General features: G+C 67.3%; 12 protein-coding genes and 4 tRNA genes. 10 read left to right on the forward strand and 6 right to left on the reverse strand.

Annotated features, from left to right (window positions below):
* Positions 1 to 158 precede the first annotated feature (158 nt).
* Together ACFWPK_RS12225 and ACFWPK_RS12230 are read right to left on the reverse strand one after the other, a co-directional pair.
* Positions 159 to 914 (reverse strand): hypothetical protein, encoded by a 756-nt coding sequence (locus tag ACFWPK_RS12225; protein ID WP_378914728.1) that lies wholly within the window; start codon positions 912 to 914, stop codon positions 159 to 161.
* A 974-nt stretch (positions 915 to 1888) separates the two neighbouring features.
* A tRNA-Val gene (locus ACFWPK_RS12230) sits at positions 1889 to 1963 on the reverse strand.
* Positions 1964 to 2376: 413 nt separating this feature from the next.
* On the opposite strand from ACFWPK_RS12230, the gene ACFWPK_RS12235 reads away from it, so the two are divergent.
* The 3 genes from ACFWPK_RS12235 (at position 2377) to ACFWPK_RS12245 (ending at position 2635) form a co-directional block, all read left to right on the forward strand.
* A tRNA-Gly gene (locus ACFWPK_RS12235) sits at positions 2377 to 2448 on the forward strand.
* A 40-nt stretch (positions 2449 to 2488) separates the two neighbouring features.
* Positions 2489 to 2559 (forward strand) — tRNA-Cys (locus ACFWPK_RS12240).
* A gap of 1 nt (position 2560) precedes the next feature.
* Positions 2561 to 2635 (forward strand) — tRNA-Val (locus ACFWPK_RS12245).
* A 52-nt stretch (positions 2636 to 2687) separates the two neighbouring features.
* Here ACFWPK_RS12245 and ACFWPK_RS12250 read toward each other — a convergent pair.
* A complete protein-coding gene (locus ACFWPK_RS12250; RefSeq protein WP_378914730.1) occupies positions 2688 to 3419 on the reverse strand; it encodes a GntR family transcriptional regulator in 732 nt (243 codons plus the stop codon).
* 109 nt (positions 3420 to 3528) lie between these two features.
* Between ACFWPK_RS12250 and ACFWPK_RS12255 the strand changes: the two genes are divergently transcribed.
* The 6 genes from ACFWPK_RS12255 to ACFWPK_RS12280 all read left to right on the forward strand — a co-directional run bounded on the left by ACFWPK_RS12255 (position 3529) and on the right by ACFWPK_RS12280 (position 10306).
* The gene (locus ACFWPK_RS12255; RefSeq protein ID WP_378914732.1) at positions 3529 to 4500 is read left to right on the forward strand and encodes a phosphate/phosphite/phosphonate ABC transporter substrate-binding protein; all 972 of its coding nucleotides are present in this window, start codon (positions 3529 to 3531) and stop codon (positions 4498 to 4500) included.
* A gap of 5 nt (positions 4501 to 4505) precedes the next feature.
* Positions 4506 to 5318 (forward strand): phosphonate ABC transporter ATP-binding protein, encoded by an 813-nt coding sequence (gene phnC, locus ACFWPK_RS12260; protein WP_378914734.1) that lies wholly within the window; start codon positions 4506 to 4508, stop codon positions 5316 to 5318.
* Positions 5315 to 6883, forward strand: coding sequence for a phosphonate ABC transporter, permease protein PhnE (gene phnE / locus ACFWPK_RS12265; protein WP_378914736.1), 1569 nt, complete (start codon positions 5315 to 5317; stop codon positions 6881 to 6883). Before phnC ends, phnE begins: the two co-directional genes overlap by 4 nt.
* Complete coding sequence (locus tag ACFWPK_RS12270; protein WP_378914738.1) at positions 6859 to 7881, forward strand: zinc-binding dehydrogenase; 1023 nt, start codon at positions 6859 to 6861, stop codon at positions 7879 to 7881. Before phnE ends, ACFWPK_RS12270 begins: the two co-directional genes overlap by 25 nt.
* 105 nt (positions 7882 to 7986) lie before the next feature.
* Entirely contained in the window at positions 7987 to 9060 is a 1074-nt protein-coding gene (mraY, locus tag ACFWPK_RS12275; protein ID WP_378914740.1) for a phospho-N-acetylmuramoyl-pentapeptide-transferase, read from the forward strand.
* Between the two features lie 52 nt (positions 9061 to 9112).
* The gene (locus tag ACFWPK_RS12280) at positions 9113 to 10306 is read left to right on the forward strand and encodes a hypothetical protein (protein WP_378914742.1); all 1194 of its coding nucleotides are present in this window, start codon (positions 9113 to 9115) and stop codon (positions 10304 to 10306) included.
* Here the strand turns inward: ACFWPK_RS12280 and ACFWPK_RS12285 are convergent.
* Complete coding sequence (locus ACFWPK_RS12285; protein WP_378914744.1) at positions 10272 to 11225, reverse strand: hypothetical protein; 954 nt, start codon at positions 11223 to 11225, stop codon at positions 10272 to 10274. The two genes, ACFWPK_RS12280 and ACFWPK_RS12285, sit on opposite strands and share 35 nt — an antisense overlap.
* 374 nt (positions 11226 to 11599) lie before the next feature.
* On the opposite strand from ACFWPK_RS12285, the gene ACFWPK_RS12290 reads away from it, so the two are divergent.
* Positions 11600 to 13690: a hypothetical protein gene (locus ACFWPK_RS12290; protein ID WP_378914746.1), complete on the forward strand. Its 2091-nt coding sequence runs from the start codon at positions 11600 to 11602 to the stop codon at positions 13688 to 13690.
* An 18-nt stretch (positions 13691 to 13708) separates the two neighbouring features.
* Here the strand turns inward: ACFWPK_RS12290 and ACFWPK_RS12295 are convergent, their stop codons facing one another.
* Together ACFWPK_RS12295 and ACFWPK_RS12300 are read right to left on the reverse strand one after the other, a co-directional pair.
* Positions 13709 to 14653, reverse strand: a complete 945-nt coding sequence (locus tag ACFWPK_RS12295; protein ID WP_378914748.1) for a LysR family transcriptional regulator — start codon at positions 14651 to 14653, stop codon at positions 13709 to 13711.
* A gap of 63 nt (positions 14654 to 14716) precedes the next feature.
* On the reverse strand, positions 14717 to 16225 hold the full coding sequence (locus tag ACFWPK_RS12300; RefSeq protein ID WP_378914749.1) for a flavin-containing monooxygenase: 1509 nt from the start codon (positions 16223 to 16225) through the stop codon (positions 14717 to 14719).
* Positions 16226 to 16329: the final 104 nt, after the last annotated feature.

Consider the following 16329-nt stretch of genomic DNA (forward strand, 5'->3'; position numbering starts at 1 on the left):
CTGAGCAAGAACTTCGAGCAGCCTGTTACCGGATCACACACGACACGACGGGACCCAGAGCCCTTCGTCATCGCGGCCCCAACGGCAAATCCACCGTTCCCGACCGCCGACCCATACGAGACACCTGGACCTGATGTCAGGTCGGCAGTTCGCGCCGCTCACTTACGCGCTGGCCGAGTGTTGTTCACCTCGGTTACTCGACTCATCCCGCCGCACCAGTCTCGGGTCTCCGGTGAGATGTAACCAAGCACGGCCATGGCGTCGGTCAGCCGAGCGGGAATGTTCGAATGCAACAGTGGCTCCATGTGTGCGACGCGGTTGCGCAGATTGTGCAGACGATCGAGTCGGCTGTAGACCAGCTGTTCGGGGGTGACATTCACGCTGGCAGCATCGGGTCCGACATGAGGGAACGCGGCGCCGAGCGCGTGCTTCCACAGCCGTTGCAGGCCTTGCTTCTTCGGATCGCTGGGCAACATCTTGCACCACACGCCAAAGGAGAGCTGCGAGACGATGTCGTCATGAGTGATCGGCTGGTTGCAGCGGAGGTGGTGCGGGTTGCTGTTCCGCTTGGCCGCGGCTTTGGCGGCATATCGGCGGGCTTGGGTCAGGGGTTCAGCGAGAACGCCGGCCAACGGCGCGGCGGGCATGGTGGTCCAGTCGGCGGTGTATCGGATTTTGCTGTGGTACTCGACGCCACGGGTCGGATTCCACACCCGTAGCTGCTCGTCTATCGCATGTCGGACCGCGACCTCGACGATGCCGAGCACTTCCTGTATCGCTCCGCCGACCTGGATGTTCCACTGGTACAGCGCAAGTGACAGGTCGGGGTCTCCGCCTGCCTCGGCCAAGAATGGCGCAAGGCGTGATGCGGGGAGGTGGCGGCGTAGCGCGGTGACGGCCAGCGGGGCAGGCATCTGCCGGTTCTACAGGATCAGTGTCGGTCATCGCTACTCGCCTGGACCGACGCATGCTCCATCCCACGTCGGCATCATTCGCACAGGGGGTATGATGGAGCTCGAATGCGGGAGACAAGAGCTGCCGCGAAACCACATGGGAACGCCCCGGAGCAGTTGGCACCGGGGCTTCTCCTTGTTTCGAGCTGATCGGTGTGACAGCACTGTGTGGGCGCTGTCCACTTGGTAGTTCGGACAAATGCCTAACGGTGTTCCTCTCGCAGAAGCGCCCTCCCCTGGCGACCGATTCCGCTCTGACCGTCTGTAAGGCCCGCTTACCGGAGCTCAGAACCTCCGACCAGCTCCCCTTCCCGACCTCAAGCCTCCTCCAGCGCCGAGCCGCCGACGCGCGCGCAAGTGAAGTTCCGGGTCACGGCAACTCAGCTGGCTTGACCGCAATCACATACCGTGCGGTTCCATATCGCCTACTAAATTCTGGAGACCGCCGGTCCACGGGCAACGATCCTGCTCGTATTGCACGAAATCGGCTGGCCAACACGAAAGACATGCCCAACCAGCCATGATGCATGGTCCCAGCTGGTTTCAAGCCAGCAGACCCCAGGAGGGCCCCGCCCAGCACGTTGAGTCGGGGTGCCGACGCACAACGGAAGGTTCCGAGAGCAGATCCGGATCGCAATCGAAGACATTAACTCAGCGATGTGGCCGATCCGCCGGAATATGTTGGGACACAACGGATTTTGTCACTCGGTCACGCTGATTACGCCAGTTCGTCAGCTGAAGTTGCCCAGCATCGATGCACCGCGAGGAGCGGGCAGTCGATAGAGATTGTGACGGGCATCACGCATCAGCGGAGAATGTCGAGCACGCCCGGTACCCCCGCCCGTCAGCGTCCACCCCCGGACACTGAACGCTATTGCACGTATGTTGCACGAAAAGTGCAGGCCGTCACCGAAAAGGCTCTGACCTGCACTTTGTGGTGGTCCCAGCTGGTTTCGAACCAGCGACCTTCCGCGTGTGAGGCGGACGCTCTCCCGCTGAGCTATGGGACCGAACACTGTGTCGGGCGGGTTTTTGAGCCGCTCGAACGAGATGGAACATTAGCACGGGGGGCCGGGATGACACCAAATCGCCTTGTGAAGCGGGGTTTCGGTGAGGTGGGGCGCTGGGGTCGGGGCCGCGCTCGCGCGCGTGTACGCGCGTGCGGGCGATCGATCGTCCGCACCGGACGCTCCGGTCGGTATCATCAATAGATGCGCATATCTACGTGTCACGATGGATAGGCCGCGGAGTCGATGGCCGCGGATCGGTTCTGGTGGGCGTGGACGACATGCGTGTAATTCACATTTAGGCCCGTTTACCAGGCGATTTGTAGTCTGCGTCGAACGTCGGCTAATGTTCTCATCGCACCGCAGAGAGCAGCAAAGCCGCCAGGCCGAGCCGCTCCCCTAAGTGTGAAGTAAATGCGGATGTGGCGCAGTGGTAGCGCATCACCTTGCCAAGGTGAGGGTCGCGAGTTCGAATCTCGTCATCCGCTCGAGAGGTAGGTAAGGCACTAGCCCCATCCTCCTTTGTACGGTGGAGTGGCCGAGTGGTGAGGCAACGGCCTGCAAAGCCGTGCACACGGGTTCGATTCCCGTCTCCACCTCGCGCGATTAGCTCAGCGGGAGAGCGCTTCCCTGACACGGAAGAGGTCACTGGTTCAATCCCAGTATCGCGCACCACCGTACCGAGTCAGGCCCCCTTTCGAGGGGGCCTGACTTGTTTGCGTTGCGGTCACATCGACGGGTGCTGATCCGCGTGCATGATCGCCGTGAAGGTCATCCGGTCGCCGCGATACAGCGAGCGACGTTGTTCGATGGGGATGCCGTTCTGGTCATAGGAGACCCGGTTCAGCAGGAACATCGGGGTTCGGGTGTCCACTGTCAGCAGGGCCGACTCGCGGGCATCCGGTAGCGCGGTCTCGATCGAGTCGACGGTGCGTTCGAAGGTGATTCCGCGGCTGCGGATTTCGGCGTACAGCGAGTCACGGTAGTCGAAGGTCCGCGCCAGACCGGGGTAACGGTCAGCGGGAAGCCTGGTGGTCTCGAGGCCGACCCGCACGCCATCGGTGGTCAGCACACGTTCGAGCTGGATGATCGGCGCACCGACCTTCACCGACAGTGTGGCGGCCAACGGTTCCTCGGCGATCAGGTCGGTCCAGCCGACCAGGATGCGCCCCGCGCTCAGGCCCTGAGACTTGACGGCTTCGGTGTACGAACCCATCGCGAGGGGCTGTTCGATCTTGGGTCGCGCGACGATCGTGGTGCGGCCGCGGCGCTCGACCCGCCCTGCCAGCAGGAGTTCGCGCAGCGCCTGGCGCACCGTTTCACGAGCGACATCGTAGGTCTCCGCGATCTCACGCTCGGCGGGAAAAGGGTCTCCCACCTGCATGTCATCGAGCATCCGGTCCAGCTGCGCGCGGACAACTTGGTGTTTGAGCACTCGGGGTTCAGTGGGCGCGGTCATTGCCCGAGCCTATCAAATCTTGGTCTAGACCAAGAAAGTCGATTGCTGTTCACCTGCCGCTTCCTCGGCATGCACTTCTTGGTATAGACCAAGGATCACCGTCATCGGCATGAAGATTCGCATGCGCCGCCCCGCCTTGATCGCCGCGGCGTTCACCGCAACACTCTCGCTCGCCCTGTCGGGTTGTTCGGGCTCCGATTCCGATGCGGTGAACGCGCAGGGATTCCCCGAAACCCTGACATTGGCGGCCATCCCGGCGGAGAACTCCACCGACCTGAAAGCCAGCTACGAGCCGCTGATCAAGGTGCTGGAGAAGGAGACCGGCTCGAAGGTCGAGTTCGTCCAGGCCTCCGATTACGCGGGCGTGGTGGAGGGCATGATCGCCGGCAATGTCGACCTCGCGTTCTTCGGCCCGTTCGCCTATGTCGTGGCCGGAATCAACGGCGCCGACATCACACCGGTGGGCGCGGTCATCAAGAACAAGGGCGCCAAGCCCGGCTACCAGTCCTACGGGCTCGCGCGATCGGATGCGAGCGCGATCACCGGTTTGAAGGACTTCGCGGGTAAGAAGGTGTGTTTCGTCGACCCCAGTTCGACCTCGGGATTCCTCTACCCGACGGCAGGGCTGATCGAGGCCGGGGTCATCAAATCCGGTACGGAGGCCGATATCTCGGCTGGGATGTCACCGATCTACGCGGGCGGCCACGATTCCTCGGCGCTGGCCGTCGCCCACGGTGACTGCGACACCGGCTTCGCCTTCGACACCATGGTCGACAAAACCATGATCGACAAGGGCGATCTGAAGGCTGGTGAGCTCAAAACGGTGTGGAAGTCGGAGATGATCGCCGGGTCTGTGTTTGCCGCCAACAACGCGCTCGGCACCACGGCCGTCGACAAGCTGAAGGCGCTGTTCGTCGACAAGGTGAACGTCGAGAGCCTGCAGAGCGCGGGATATTGCACCGGCGACGCCTGCCGGATCACCGACGAGCGGGCCTGGGGCTTCGTCCCCGTCGCCGACGCCGACTACAGCGGAGTCCGCAAGGTATGTACGGTCACCGGCTCCGAGAAGTGCAAGGGCTGAGACCGGTGACCACGGCCGAACCCGGGCGGATCGTCGCAGGCGACGATCTCGTCATCACCGCGAGCAATGTCACCAAGCGATTCGGGAGCACGCTGGCGCTCGCCGACGTCTCGCTCGACGTGCGCCGCAGCGAATTGCTCGTCCTGCTCGGCCTGTCCGGGTCCGGCAAATCCACCCTGCTGCGATGCTTCAACGGGCTGCAACCGGTGAGTTCGGGGACCGTGGAAGTCGGCGGTACGCGCGTCGACCGGGCGGGCAAGTCACAACTGCGGGCCCTGCGCCGCAACGTCGGCTTCGTGTTCCAGGACTTCAATCTCGTCGGCAGGCTGAGCTGCCTGGAGAACGTGCTGATCGGTGGCCTGGCCCAGCTGCGCCTGCCGCGCTATGGCGCGCTGACCTATCCGGCGAGGATGCGTACCGAAGCACTCGGTCATCTGGATCGGGTCGGGCTCGCCGACTTCGCCGATCGGCGCGCCGACACGCTGTCGGGCGGGCAGCAGCAGCGCGTCGCCATCGCGCGCACCCTGATGCAGAAACCCGGACTGGTGCTCGCCGACGAACCCGTCGCGTCGCTCGACCCCGAAAATGCCGCCATCGTCATGGATCTGCTGTTCAGGGTGTGCATCGAGGAGAAGCTGACGGTGGTGTGCACCCTGCACCAAGTCGACCTCGCGCTCGGCTGGGCGCACCGCATCGTCGGCCTGCGCAACGGACAGAAAGTCCTCGACCGGCCTGCCGTCGGGATGACCCGCGACGACGTGATGAGCATCTACCATCGCGTCGACCCGGCGGCCCTGTCCCGACCGGAACCGTCATGACCACCACGATCGACAAGCCCGCGATACGGGCACAGCCCCGTCTCCTGCACCTGGTCGCAGTGGGTTTCCTCGCCGCGACACTCCTGTCGGCCTGGTCGATCGACTTCGCGCCGGCCGCACTGATCGACGGGGCCGACGACGTGGTGGCGCTGCTGGACAGAATGCTGCCGCCGCGACTCGACAATCCGGGGCGGATCGCCGACCTGGCCGTGCAGACCCTGCTGATGGCCGTGCTCGGCACGGTGCTCGCGGCCATCGCCTCGGTGCCGCTGGCGTTCCTGGCCGCGCGCAACACGAGCCCGCACCCGGCGGTCTACGCGGTGGCCCGCGCGATCATCACATTCTGCCGCGCCATGCCCGACCTACTGTTCGCCGTGCTGTTCGTGCGAGCACTTGGCATCGGTGTCCTGCCCGGCATCCTCGCGCTCGCGCTGCACTCGATCGGCATGCTCGGCAAGCTGTTCGCCGACGCGATCGAAGCGACCGACCTCGGGCCGCGCGAAGCCGTCCGGAGCACCGGTGCCGGCTACTTCAGGGAAATGCTCAATGCCGTGGTTCCCCAGGTCGTTCCGTCATGGATCGGCACCTTCGTCTACCGCATCGACATCAATCTGCGCATGTCGGTGGTACTCGGATTCGTCGGCGCGGGCGGCATCGGTTTCGCGTTGCAGGACGCGCTGCGTGGGTTGATCTATCCGCGGGCGCTCGGCATCGTCGGCGTGATCCTGGTCGCCATCACCGCGATGGAACTGCTGTCCATCGCGATCCGGCGCATGCTGCTCGACCCGGCGCACGGCGGCCCGCGCCGCGACCGAGCGGTCCGCTTCGGCTTCAGCGGCCTGCTGATCGGCACAGTCTTCGCCACGTTCGTGGTGCTCGACCTGGACCCGGTGTCACTGTTCACCTGGATCGGGCCCTCGATCGAGGTCTTCGGGCGGATGATTCCGCCCGACTTCGACGCTCTGGGTGCCGATCTGTTCGAAGCCGCCGCCCAAACCATCGCGATCGGGGTCGTCGCCACGGCGATCGGCATCGTCTTCTCGCTGCCCGTCGGCATTCTCGCCGCGCGCAATGTGACGCCGAACGCCGCGACGTACTGGGTCGCACGGGCGTGGATCCTGCTGGTGCGCGCCGTGCCCGAACTCATTCTGGCCGTGGTCTTCGTCGCCGCGCTGGGGCTGGGGCCGGTGGCGGGTACCTGCGCGCTGGCCATCGGCTCCATCGGATTCCTCGCCAAGCTGGTCGCCGACGCGATCGAGGAAATCGAGCCGGGACCGATGGAAGCGGTCCGATCGATCGGCGGGGGCTGGTGGAAGACACTGTTCGCCGCGGTGCTCCCGCAGTCGATTCCCGCGATCGTCGGCGCCGGTCTGTATCTGCTCGACGTCAATGTGCGCACCTCCACGATCCTCGGCATCGTCGGCGCGGGCGGCATCGGATTCCTGCTGTTCGAATCCATTCGCACGATCAACTTCGATGTCGCGGGCGCCATCGTGATCGTCATCTTCGTGATCGTCTACGCCATCGAAAGGTTGTCCGGATGGATCCGGTCTCGTCTCGTCTGACCACCGCCGCGATCTGGATCGGCGGCGCGGACGTCGTTCTGCGCCGAGTCGAGATCCCCGAACTCACCGACGGCGAAATCCTGGTGCGCGTACGGCTGGCGACGGTATGCGGCAGCGATCTGCACACGGTCACCGGCCGCCGGTCGGGCGCGTGTCCGTCGATCCTCGGCCACGAAGCCGTCGGAGATGTGGTCGCTGTCGGCGCCGGCGCACCCGTGTCCGTCGGGCAGCGCATCGTCTGGTCGGTCACGGTTGCCTGCGGGGACTGCGCCCGCTGCCGGGCAGGGCGCACGGCCAAGTGCAGCGCGGTCCGCAAGGTCGGCCATGAGCCCTTCCACGGCGACTGGCCGCTGTCGGGGGCCTATGCCGAACATATCGTTCTGCCGCACGGCACAGCGACAGCCGTTGTGCCGCCGGGTCTTCCGGACTCGGTGGCCGCACCCGCCGCCTGCGCCACCGCGACCGTGATGGCGACCATCGAGGCCGCGGGTTCCGTGCGCGGGCGCCGCGTCCTCGTCGCCGGAGCGGGCATGCTCGGCCTCACCGCTGTCGCGGCCTGTAGCGAAGCCGGCGCCGAGGTTCAGGCGGTCGACATCGATCCCGAACGGCTGACCATGGCTCCCCAGTTCGGCGCCGTGACCGCCGACACCGATCCGGTGGATATCGCCATCGACTTCACCGGATCGGCGAACGCCATCGACGCGGCACTGCGGCGACTCGATATCGGCGGCGTCCTCGTGCTGGCAGGCTCGGTGGCCCCGGGTCCGTCGCTGGCGGTGGATCCGGAGACGCTGGTCCGCCGCTGGCTGACCATCACCGGCGTGCACAACTACGAACCGCGACATCTGGGTCGAGCCGTCGACTTCCTGCACCGCACCGTGGGCCGGTACCCGTGGTACGACGTCGTCGCCGACCCTGTCCCCCTCGCGCAACTCAGCACCGCGCTGCACCGGCCGCCGACCGGCATCTTGCGCACCGCCGTGGCTCCTCAGCTGTAACCCAGATCACTCTCGGCGCGGTTCGGGAGTGAGCTCCCCTAGTATCGGCACACGGCATCGCCGGGCGGGTCCGGTGCGGGACCGGCGGCATGGAGGGGCAATCGAGTGAGACAGATCCTGTTATCGGCGGGGATCGCTCTGGTCGTCACCATCACGCTCACGCCAGGGTTGATCCGGGTATTCGCGCGGCGGGGGTTCGGGCAGGAAATCCGGATCGACGGGCCTGCCAGCCATCACGCCAAGCGCGGAACGCCGACGATGGGCGGGTTGGCGATCGGGGCCGGGGTGTGGTCCGGGTATCTGGGGTCGCACCTGATCGGGTTGCTGTGGGGCGCGCCGGGACCGAGCGCGTCGGGGGTGCTGGTCCTGCTTCTCGCGTCGGCGCTCGGCGTGGTGGGGTTCCTCGATGACTCGATCAAGCTGCGCAAGCACCGCAATCTCGGGTTGACCGCGGCGGGCAAGTACATCGGGCAGATCGGTGCCGCGGTGGTGTTCGCCGTGCTGGTGTTGCGCTTTCCCGGCGCCACCGGGCTGACGCCCGCCGGTCGCAACCTGTCCTATGTCCGCGATATCAGCACCATCACCTTCGCCTCGCTGTTCTTCGTCGCGTTCATCGTGTTGCTGGTGGTCGCGTGGTCGAACGCGGTGAACATCACCGACGGGCTCGACGGGCTGGCGGCGGGTTCGATGAGCCTCACGCTCGGCGCGTACGTGGTGATCACGCTGTGGCAGTACGACAACTCGTGCGAGATCAGCCCTGGACGCGCCTGCTACACGGTGCGCGACCCGCTGGACCTGGCGATGGTCAGTGCCGCGGGCGCTGCCGCGTGCATCGGATTCCTGTGGTGGAACGCGGCGCCGGCCAAGATCTTCATGGGCGATACCGGTTCGCTCGGCCTGGGTGGACTGCTGGCAGGGCTGTCGATCACCAGCCGCACCGAGCTGCTCGCCGTGGTGATCGGGGCGCTGTTCGTCGCCGAGATCATGTCGGTGGTGCTGCAGATCGTGGTGTTCCGCACCACCCACACCCGGCTGTTCCGGATGGCGCCGTTCCATCACCATTTCGAACTCAACAACTGGCCCGAGACCGCGGTGATCATCCGGTTCTGGGTACTGGCCGGGATCGCGTCGGCGACCGGGCTGTGCCTGTTCTACAGCGAGTACCTGACCTCGCTCTAGTTGTCGGGGCCTGCGGCTACGCTGACTCGATCGAGCGAGGGAGGTCGCCGCAGTGAGTGCCGAGATCGTCATGCCACCGGGTCACGATATCGCCGCAGACGTCTCGTTCGAGCTCGAGGAACTCGACGAGCTGGTCGCCGAACTCCTCACCGACCATGCCGAACGCGCGGCCCGTGACGCGCGGATCGTCGCGTTGCGCCTCGGGATCGGTGGGCAGCGACCGGAAACACTCACCCGCATCGGCGCACGTTACGACCTGGCCCGCGACCGCGTCCGCCAGCTCTACACCAAAGCGATCGGGCGGATCGTGCGTGAAGCCGCCCGCTCGGGACACCGGTCGGCGCGGGTGTTCGCGCACCGCTATCCCGTCGAGGCGGGTGATCTGCGCCTGGTGCGCATGCTGCTGGCCGAGACGTACGCGACCGATACCGACCTGGTCGCCATGGAGTGGTCCTATCTCAAGCTCCGGCTGGCCGGACACGAACCGGGCGACGCCAAGCGGGTCGCGGGTTACGTGATGCAGCGAATCCTGGGCTGGCAGAAGAAGACTGCCAGCATTCTGGCCAAGCTGCACGTGCCAGAGGAGGGCGCCGACGATCTGCGGGCGCTGCTGGGTGAGGTCGAGTGGTCGACCGGGTCCGTCGCCCCGCTGCCCACCGAGTCGGCGCGCGTGGCCGACGGTGACGATGCCGACCGCGGACGGTTCTACTTGGCGAAGGCAGGCCGCGACGTGGCCTACGACTCCGCGATGGCGGCCCGATTACTCCGAACCCTCGACGCCGACCCGGCGGTGGCGGCGTTCCAGGAAGAGCCGACGGCGCTGACCTACACCTTCGGCGGCGAGGATCAGGTCCACTACCCGGCGGTCGCCGCCCAGCTCACCGACGGCCGCACGGTGCTCATCGATGTGGTCCCGCTGGGCCGCATCGCCTTCCACCACAACCGGCTCCAGAGCGAACTCGGCCGCGACTACGCACGCGAGCACGGCTGGGGCTGGCTCGCCTGGACCGGCAGCGCGCTCGGCACAGCACAGCTGCGGGCTCGCACGGTCGACACCGCGATCGAACAACGCCTGGCCACCGACCTCGAGCAGGGCCCCTACGACCGGCAGGCGCTGGCCACGGCCGGCGCGGAGACCGGCCTCGATCTCCTCGACCTGGCCGGTCTCGTCCTGCGCAACGACTGGCAGTGGGACCGGTTGCCGATGCGGCTCAGCGCATCACCATCGCGCCGACCATCACGGTGAGCACCAGCAGCATCGCGCAGCAGGTGAGCCACTGCCACTGATCCAAGGTGCGATCCATCCGCCCGATGCTCGCGCGCAGGCTCGCCGCGACGCGCTGCTGGGCGACGAGTTCGCTGCGCAACCCGGCCATCGTGATGGCCTCGGCGTCGGCGTTCACCCCGGCCCGATCGATCCGGTTGTGCAGACGGCCGACCAGCCGCTGCTTGTCGCGCACTGCCTGGCGCGATACCGCCAGCTCCACCCGCTGATCGCGCAACTCCGTGCGCTGGTGCTCGATCATCGCCGCCTGTGCCGCGGTGTGCCGTTCCCAGGTGCCCACGTCGGACCACCCTCCTGTCGTGAGATCGGCGTGCCCCCAGTGGATTTCGCCGGACACCCACCCTTCGAGAAAATCACGCAACTCCGTGCTGCCGCGAGCCGGGGCGGCGAAACCGGTCGAGCCCGCGGCGAGCATGCCCTGTCCGATGCGGTAGTCGGCGGCCGCGGGCGCGAAATCGGCGATGCCGACCGCGGGAACCAGCGGCACCCAGAAACCTTGCGGGCATATCCACAGCACATCGTCGATTCCGGCCGCCTGCAAGCGTTTCCGGTGTGCGCGGGCCGCGGTGATGTCGAGTGGGCCGCTGCGAACCTCGACCACGCAGCGCCGGTCGCCGCGGCGCCAGTAGATATCGACGGGGATATCGTCGATCCGTGCGTCGACCTCGGCCTCGTCGGCGCCCGCCGCCGTGAGCCTGCCGCAGATCCAGTGTTCCAGTCGCTGCGTATTCCATTGGGTCGCAGCACATTCGGGGCAGCCACAGCCATACCCGGTACGTTCGGTGACGGCGCGGCGGCTGCCCTCGGAAATACCCAGTTCGTCGAGCAGCGCCTGTCGTCCACACGCCACCTGGGTCTCGCTCAGCCGCTTCGTCCTCACACCATCACTCCCTCACCAACAGACCTGTCGTAGGCTCACGCGCACGTCCTGGACATCAGGTTCCCGCAGCCATCGAAAAGGCGCCAGCCCCCTTGACCCGCGCTCGGGTGCGTCACCGACCGGTGATCGAAATCACAAACGCGACTCTGCTTGTATATCAAGCCATTTCATTGTGTCAACGTCGCACGGAGACGCCTAGATCTTGATCATTTCGATACACAGACCCGGCCTGTTGCATGTCCGTTTCATACTGATTGCGAATCGGTTCGGCGCGTCGCGTAAGCGATCACGACAACACGTGCTGTTGCCCCGGTGGATATGATCGCTGCGGCCGAGGCGGGCACGCTCGGGCGACCACGGGAAGTAGGGTGTGCATGAACCACGCTGAGCACGACGAATCCATCGGGTCGATGCTGGCGAGTATCGCCACGGCGCTGCGCGAAGTCAGCGACAAGCTCGATATCGTCGCCGCGCGGGTCCAGCTCGACGTGCCAACCTTCCCGGTCGACGAGGATCTGCCCGACCACATCCGGATCAGGCGCCTGGAATCCTGGGCGTTCCGTGCGTCACAGGACATTTCACGCCTGAGCTCCCGCCTCGACGCCCTCGACAACGACGGTGAGCCCGATTCCGGCCGTCCGGCGCGGGGCTCACGCAGCCGTCGCGAGGTCCGCGAAGCCGCGGAGGCCGCCGAACGTGCCGCCGACGGACTCGACGACCATCTATCGGCAGCCGACCCTTCAGCGCCCCACCAGGACAGCGACGGCTCCCGGCCCCCACTCGAACGCCGCAACTCCCCCACCCGGCCGACCACCGACCACCTCGGCGATCCCACCGCATTGGCCGCGACGCCGATCCCTCGTACCGCCTCGGGCGAGGCGGTGGCGCCCTTCGGCCGATCGGTCTCGTTCGACAGTGATTCGGTCGTGGCGGCCGGGGGCGATGGCGCCGGGGGCGAACTGCCGACACCGAGTCGGCGGCCTGCGCCTACGCGCCTCGGTGCGGCAGCTGCGTCCGGCGAGAGGGTCGCGGCGGCCGGCAACGTGACGTCGACGAACGGGATCAACGGCACCGCGCATGGCGTGGCCGGAGACATCGCGTCCCCACGCAACGGCACTCCGGTGCCCGCGGTGATCGGAACGGTACTGACGGCACCCGCTGTCGACCACACATCGGGAATGAGTGCCCCGAAGTCCACCACGGCGACGCTCGCCGAGGATCGCCGACCGACGTCAGGTCTCGACGGCACGGACGCCGGCACAACCTCGGCAGCTGCGAGCACAACCCTGCCGGGGAGTGCGGAGGTGGGCGCTGTCGTGCGTGAGGGTGGCGTGAACGGGTTCGGGCCGAGTTCCGGTGCGATGAAGCAGGTTCCGCAGATACCGGTCGAAGCACAGTCGACGCGGACCCCGGTGGGTGCCGGAGATCCGCTGACGGCGGAAATCAGCCCGGACGCAGTGATCGAGCGGGCCCGCCCGGCCAAGAAGCCGACGGAAAACGCGACCACCGGCGGCGGCAGGCTCAGCGCTCCGTCGCCGGACGAGCTCTCCAGCAACGGGAACGGTGTCGCACGGTCCGCGGCGGTGAACTCCACGCACACGGCGAACGACCACCTCTCCTCGGGATTCACGGCGGCTGACCGAACCGCTACGCCCCCGAACGGTAAGCCGGTCAACGGATTCGACGCGCCCTCCCCCGAATTCCCCCCTCGGTCCGACACGTCGGCGGATGCTCGGTCCACAGGAAACACCGCCAACGGCATCCACTGGTCGTTCACGGAAGATCCCGCGCCGTCACCTACGGCCCCTGACCGAAACGGGCACGCCCGCAACGGCTTCACCACCGACTCCGCGCGCCGCGCCGATTCCCTCTTCGACGATTTCACCCCCCGCGACCGCCTGACCACCGGCGAAACCCCCGAGCCGCCGACCGCCTCGGGCGCGCCCGCACGACTCACCCCACCGACAGAACTCACCACCCAGCCGAACCACGGTCCCGTGGATCCGACGTACATCGGCGGCTCGTCGCCTGTCAACGGCGCACCGGATAGCAGCGGCAGCCCCGCGTACTCGAGTCCGTCGAGCACCGATCGACCGGCGAACACCAGCGGACTGCCCGACCACAACGGCCTGCCGAACCACACGGCGCTCACCAACCACGCAGCTCTCACCGACCACGATCGCCCGGCCGACGACGGCTCCGATCCGCCGACCCTGGGCCTGCCGACCGGGCGCGGCATGTCGACGAGCACGCCCGATCCTCTCGAACGCCCTGTCGCCGACCCGATTCCGCCGACCGCCACCGACTCGGCCGGAATCACCGTCACCGGCACCTACCGTGCGTTCGACATCGAACGCGCCCACGTCGACAAGCTGCAGGCCATGCTCGACGAGCTGAAACGCTCGGCAGGCCTCCCGCCGGGCCGCCGCGACGTGTTCGGCCCACCGACCCCAGAAGTCGGCTAGACCGACCGCACTCCCGCGTCAGGCGGGCGTCGCCAGCGGGACCAGACCCGGGTCGACGTCCGGTTTCGGGGGTTCGTGCAGGACGGTGCCGATCAGGTCGCGCAGGGCGCGATGGCCCGCGTCGGCGGTGTTGCGTGGATGCCACGCCATGGCGACGACGGGGGCGGGTAGCGGCAGCGGGATCTCGAACATCGCCAAGCCGAGCGCGGTGCGTGCGGCGCGGGACAGTAGTTCCGGTGCGGGACAGACCAATTCGGTCGACGCGAGGGTGAGCAGCGCGGTGGGCAGGTCGGCGACGGTGGCGACCACGCGGCGGGTGCGCCCGTGCAGGGCGAGCCGGTCGTCGATCGGGCCACGGGTGCGACCGGTGGGGGAAACTTCCAGATGGCGGGCCGAGGCGTAGGCGGCGACGGTGGGGCGGTCGGTGGCGAACGGGTGGTCGGGAGCGGCCACCCCGATCCAGCGATCGGTGAACAGGCGCTTGACCACCGTTTCCGGATCGGTCTGCCCGATCATGCCGACTTCGACGTCGACCCGGCCGTCGCGCAGCGCCACCGCACCGTCGGCGGCATCGGCCGCGAGCAGCCGCACCGTCACCCCTGGTAGCTGTGTGTGGACCGCGGCCAGCAGCGGACCGGACAGGCGCGCACCCACCGAATCACCCACGCGGACAACGAAATCCCGATGCCTGCCGGGCCCGTGCCCGTCGCGGGCGGTGAGCAGCGCTCGTCCCTGATCGACCAGGCTCGCCACATCGTGGCGCAGTTCCAGCGCCCGCGGAGTCGGCACCATCTGTCTGCCGGAGCGAACGAGCAGCGGATCGCCGAGCACCTCGCGCAGCCGGGTGAGGGTGCGACTCATCGCCGACGTCGAGGTGTGCAGTCGCCGGGCCGCCTCGGTCACGCTGTTGGTGTCGAGCAGCGCGTCGAGAGCGAGCAGTAGGTTCAGATCCAGCGCGTCCACGCGAGGATTATGACCAACGCACCGATCGCCGCCAGCGTTGCCGACGGCGATCCGGCGTGTCGGCTACCGCTCCGCTACGGGCGCCGGTGTGGGCGCCACGGGAGCGGCCACCGCGCGATTGCGCAGCACCCCGCGGTAGGACGTCGGCCGCACGGGTCGGACCCACTGTGCCAGCCGCGACAGCAATGGCAGCGGCGTGCCGAGATCGTCGAGCATCTCGTCGATATTGGCCAGCGAGAACGGAACCACCGAGGCACCGTGCGCATGGTTGCCGTCGCTGCGTTCCCGCGACCACTCCAGGCGGGCATCGATCTCGTTGTTCATCATCTCGGCCATCGGCGGCACGAACCGGCCCGTGAGCAGCCCGGCGATCCAGTGGGCGCCCACCTCGGCGCTGAGGGCGCTCACATGGGAGCTGTTGTAGCCGGCGAAGCTCAGGTTGGGGACTTCCACCGGCAGGATGTGGCGGTAGAGCCGGAAGTCGCTCACCTCGTCGGTGAGGGCGCGCCGGACGAACGGGGTGAGGAACGGCACCTCCTGCCGGTATCCGGTGGCGCAGACGACGATCTCGGCCAGTTTCAGGCTGCCGTCGGCCAAGCGCACGGCGGGCCCGTGCCGCCCACCGATCAGTTCGGTGATCTCGGTGTCGCGGTGCACGCTGATCCGGCCCGCCTCGACCTGCTCGGCGAAGCCTTCGGTGGCCAAGCTCGCGCTGCTGGTGCCGATCTCGGAGATCGGGCCCGTCGGCACCAGGTCGAGCTCACGCAGCCGCAGCTTGCGCGTCACCCGCTCTTGCAGCAGGTCCATGTTCGCCTGGCGCAGTGCGAGGCGGTCGAGCAGCCGTTCGGCGCGGCGAGGGAAGCGGGAGGCGAAATGCGCCTCACCCGCGCGGGTCAGCAGCAGGCGCTCGTAGTCGGCGCCGAAGCCGAGTTTGCGCGGCATCTTCCACGTGAGTCTGCGCGCCACCACGGTGGTCTCGTCGGCGATATGGCTGACGGCCTCGGCCACATCACACGCGGACTTGCCGTAGCCGAGCACGACCACCGAGCGGTCGCGCGCCTGCTCGACATCGTGGAATTCCGAGACATGGCACAGCCGCCCGCCCGCGGCACGGAAACCCGCGGCGCCCGGCAGGTCGGGCAGCACCGGGTCGCTGTAGACACCGTTGGCGACGATCAGGTGATCGCAGGTGGTGCGGTGCCCGCCCATCTGGTCACGGATCTCGAGCAACCAGCCGCTGTCGACCGGGTCGGCCGCCACCACCTCGGTGCCGAGGCGCAGGTGCGGGCCGAGGCCGAACTCCTGCACGTATCCGGCCAGGTAGGCCTGCATCTGCTGACCGTCCGGCCAGCGGGGGAAATCTTCGGGCATCGGGTGATCGCTGAACGCGTACGTGGACTTGCTGTTCTGCGCGCGAAGTCCCGGATACCGGCGGGTGGCACTCCACACCCCGCCGACGTCGGGGGCTCGGTCGAAGACTTCGACCGGGAACCCCGCCTGACTCAATACCTTCGCGCAGGCCAAACCCGCCACTCCCGCACCGACGATCCCGATGCGGCTACCGCTCGTCATGCGCAGGAGACTACTCGGACAGATAGGTGTGGTGCCACCGCGCAAGTACAGGCAAGGTGCCACCGCGCTGGACAGCCCACAGTCTGTGGGAGAGTGCCCGACCC

The sequence above is a fragment of the Nocardia sp. NPDC058519 genome (assembly GCF_042719755.1).
Classification (GTDB): domain Bacteria; phylum Actinomycetota; class Actinomycetes; order Mycobacteriales; family Mycobacteriaceae; genus Nocardia.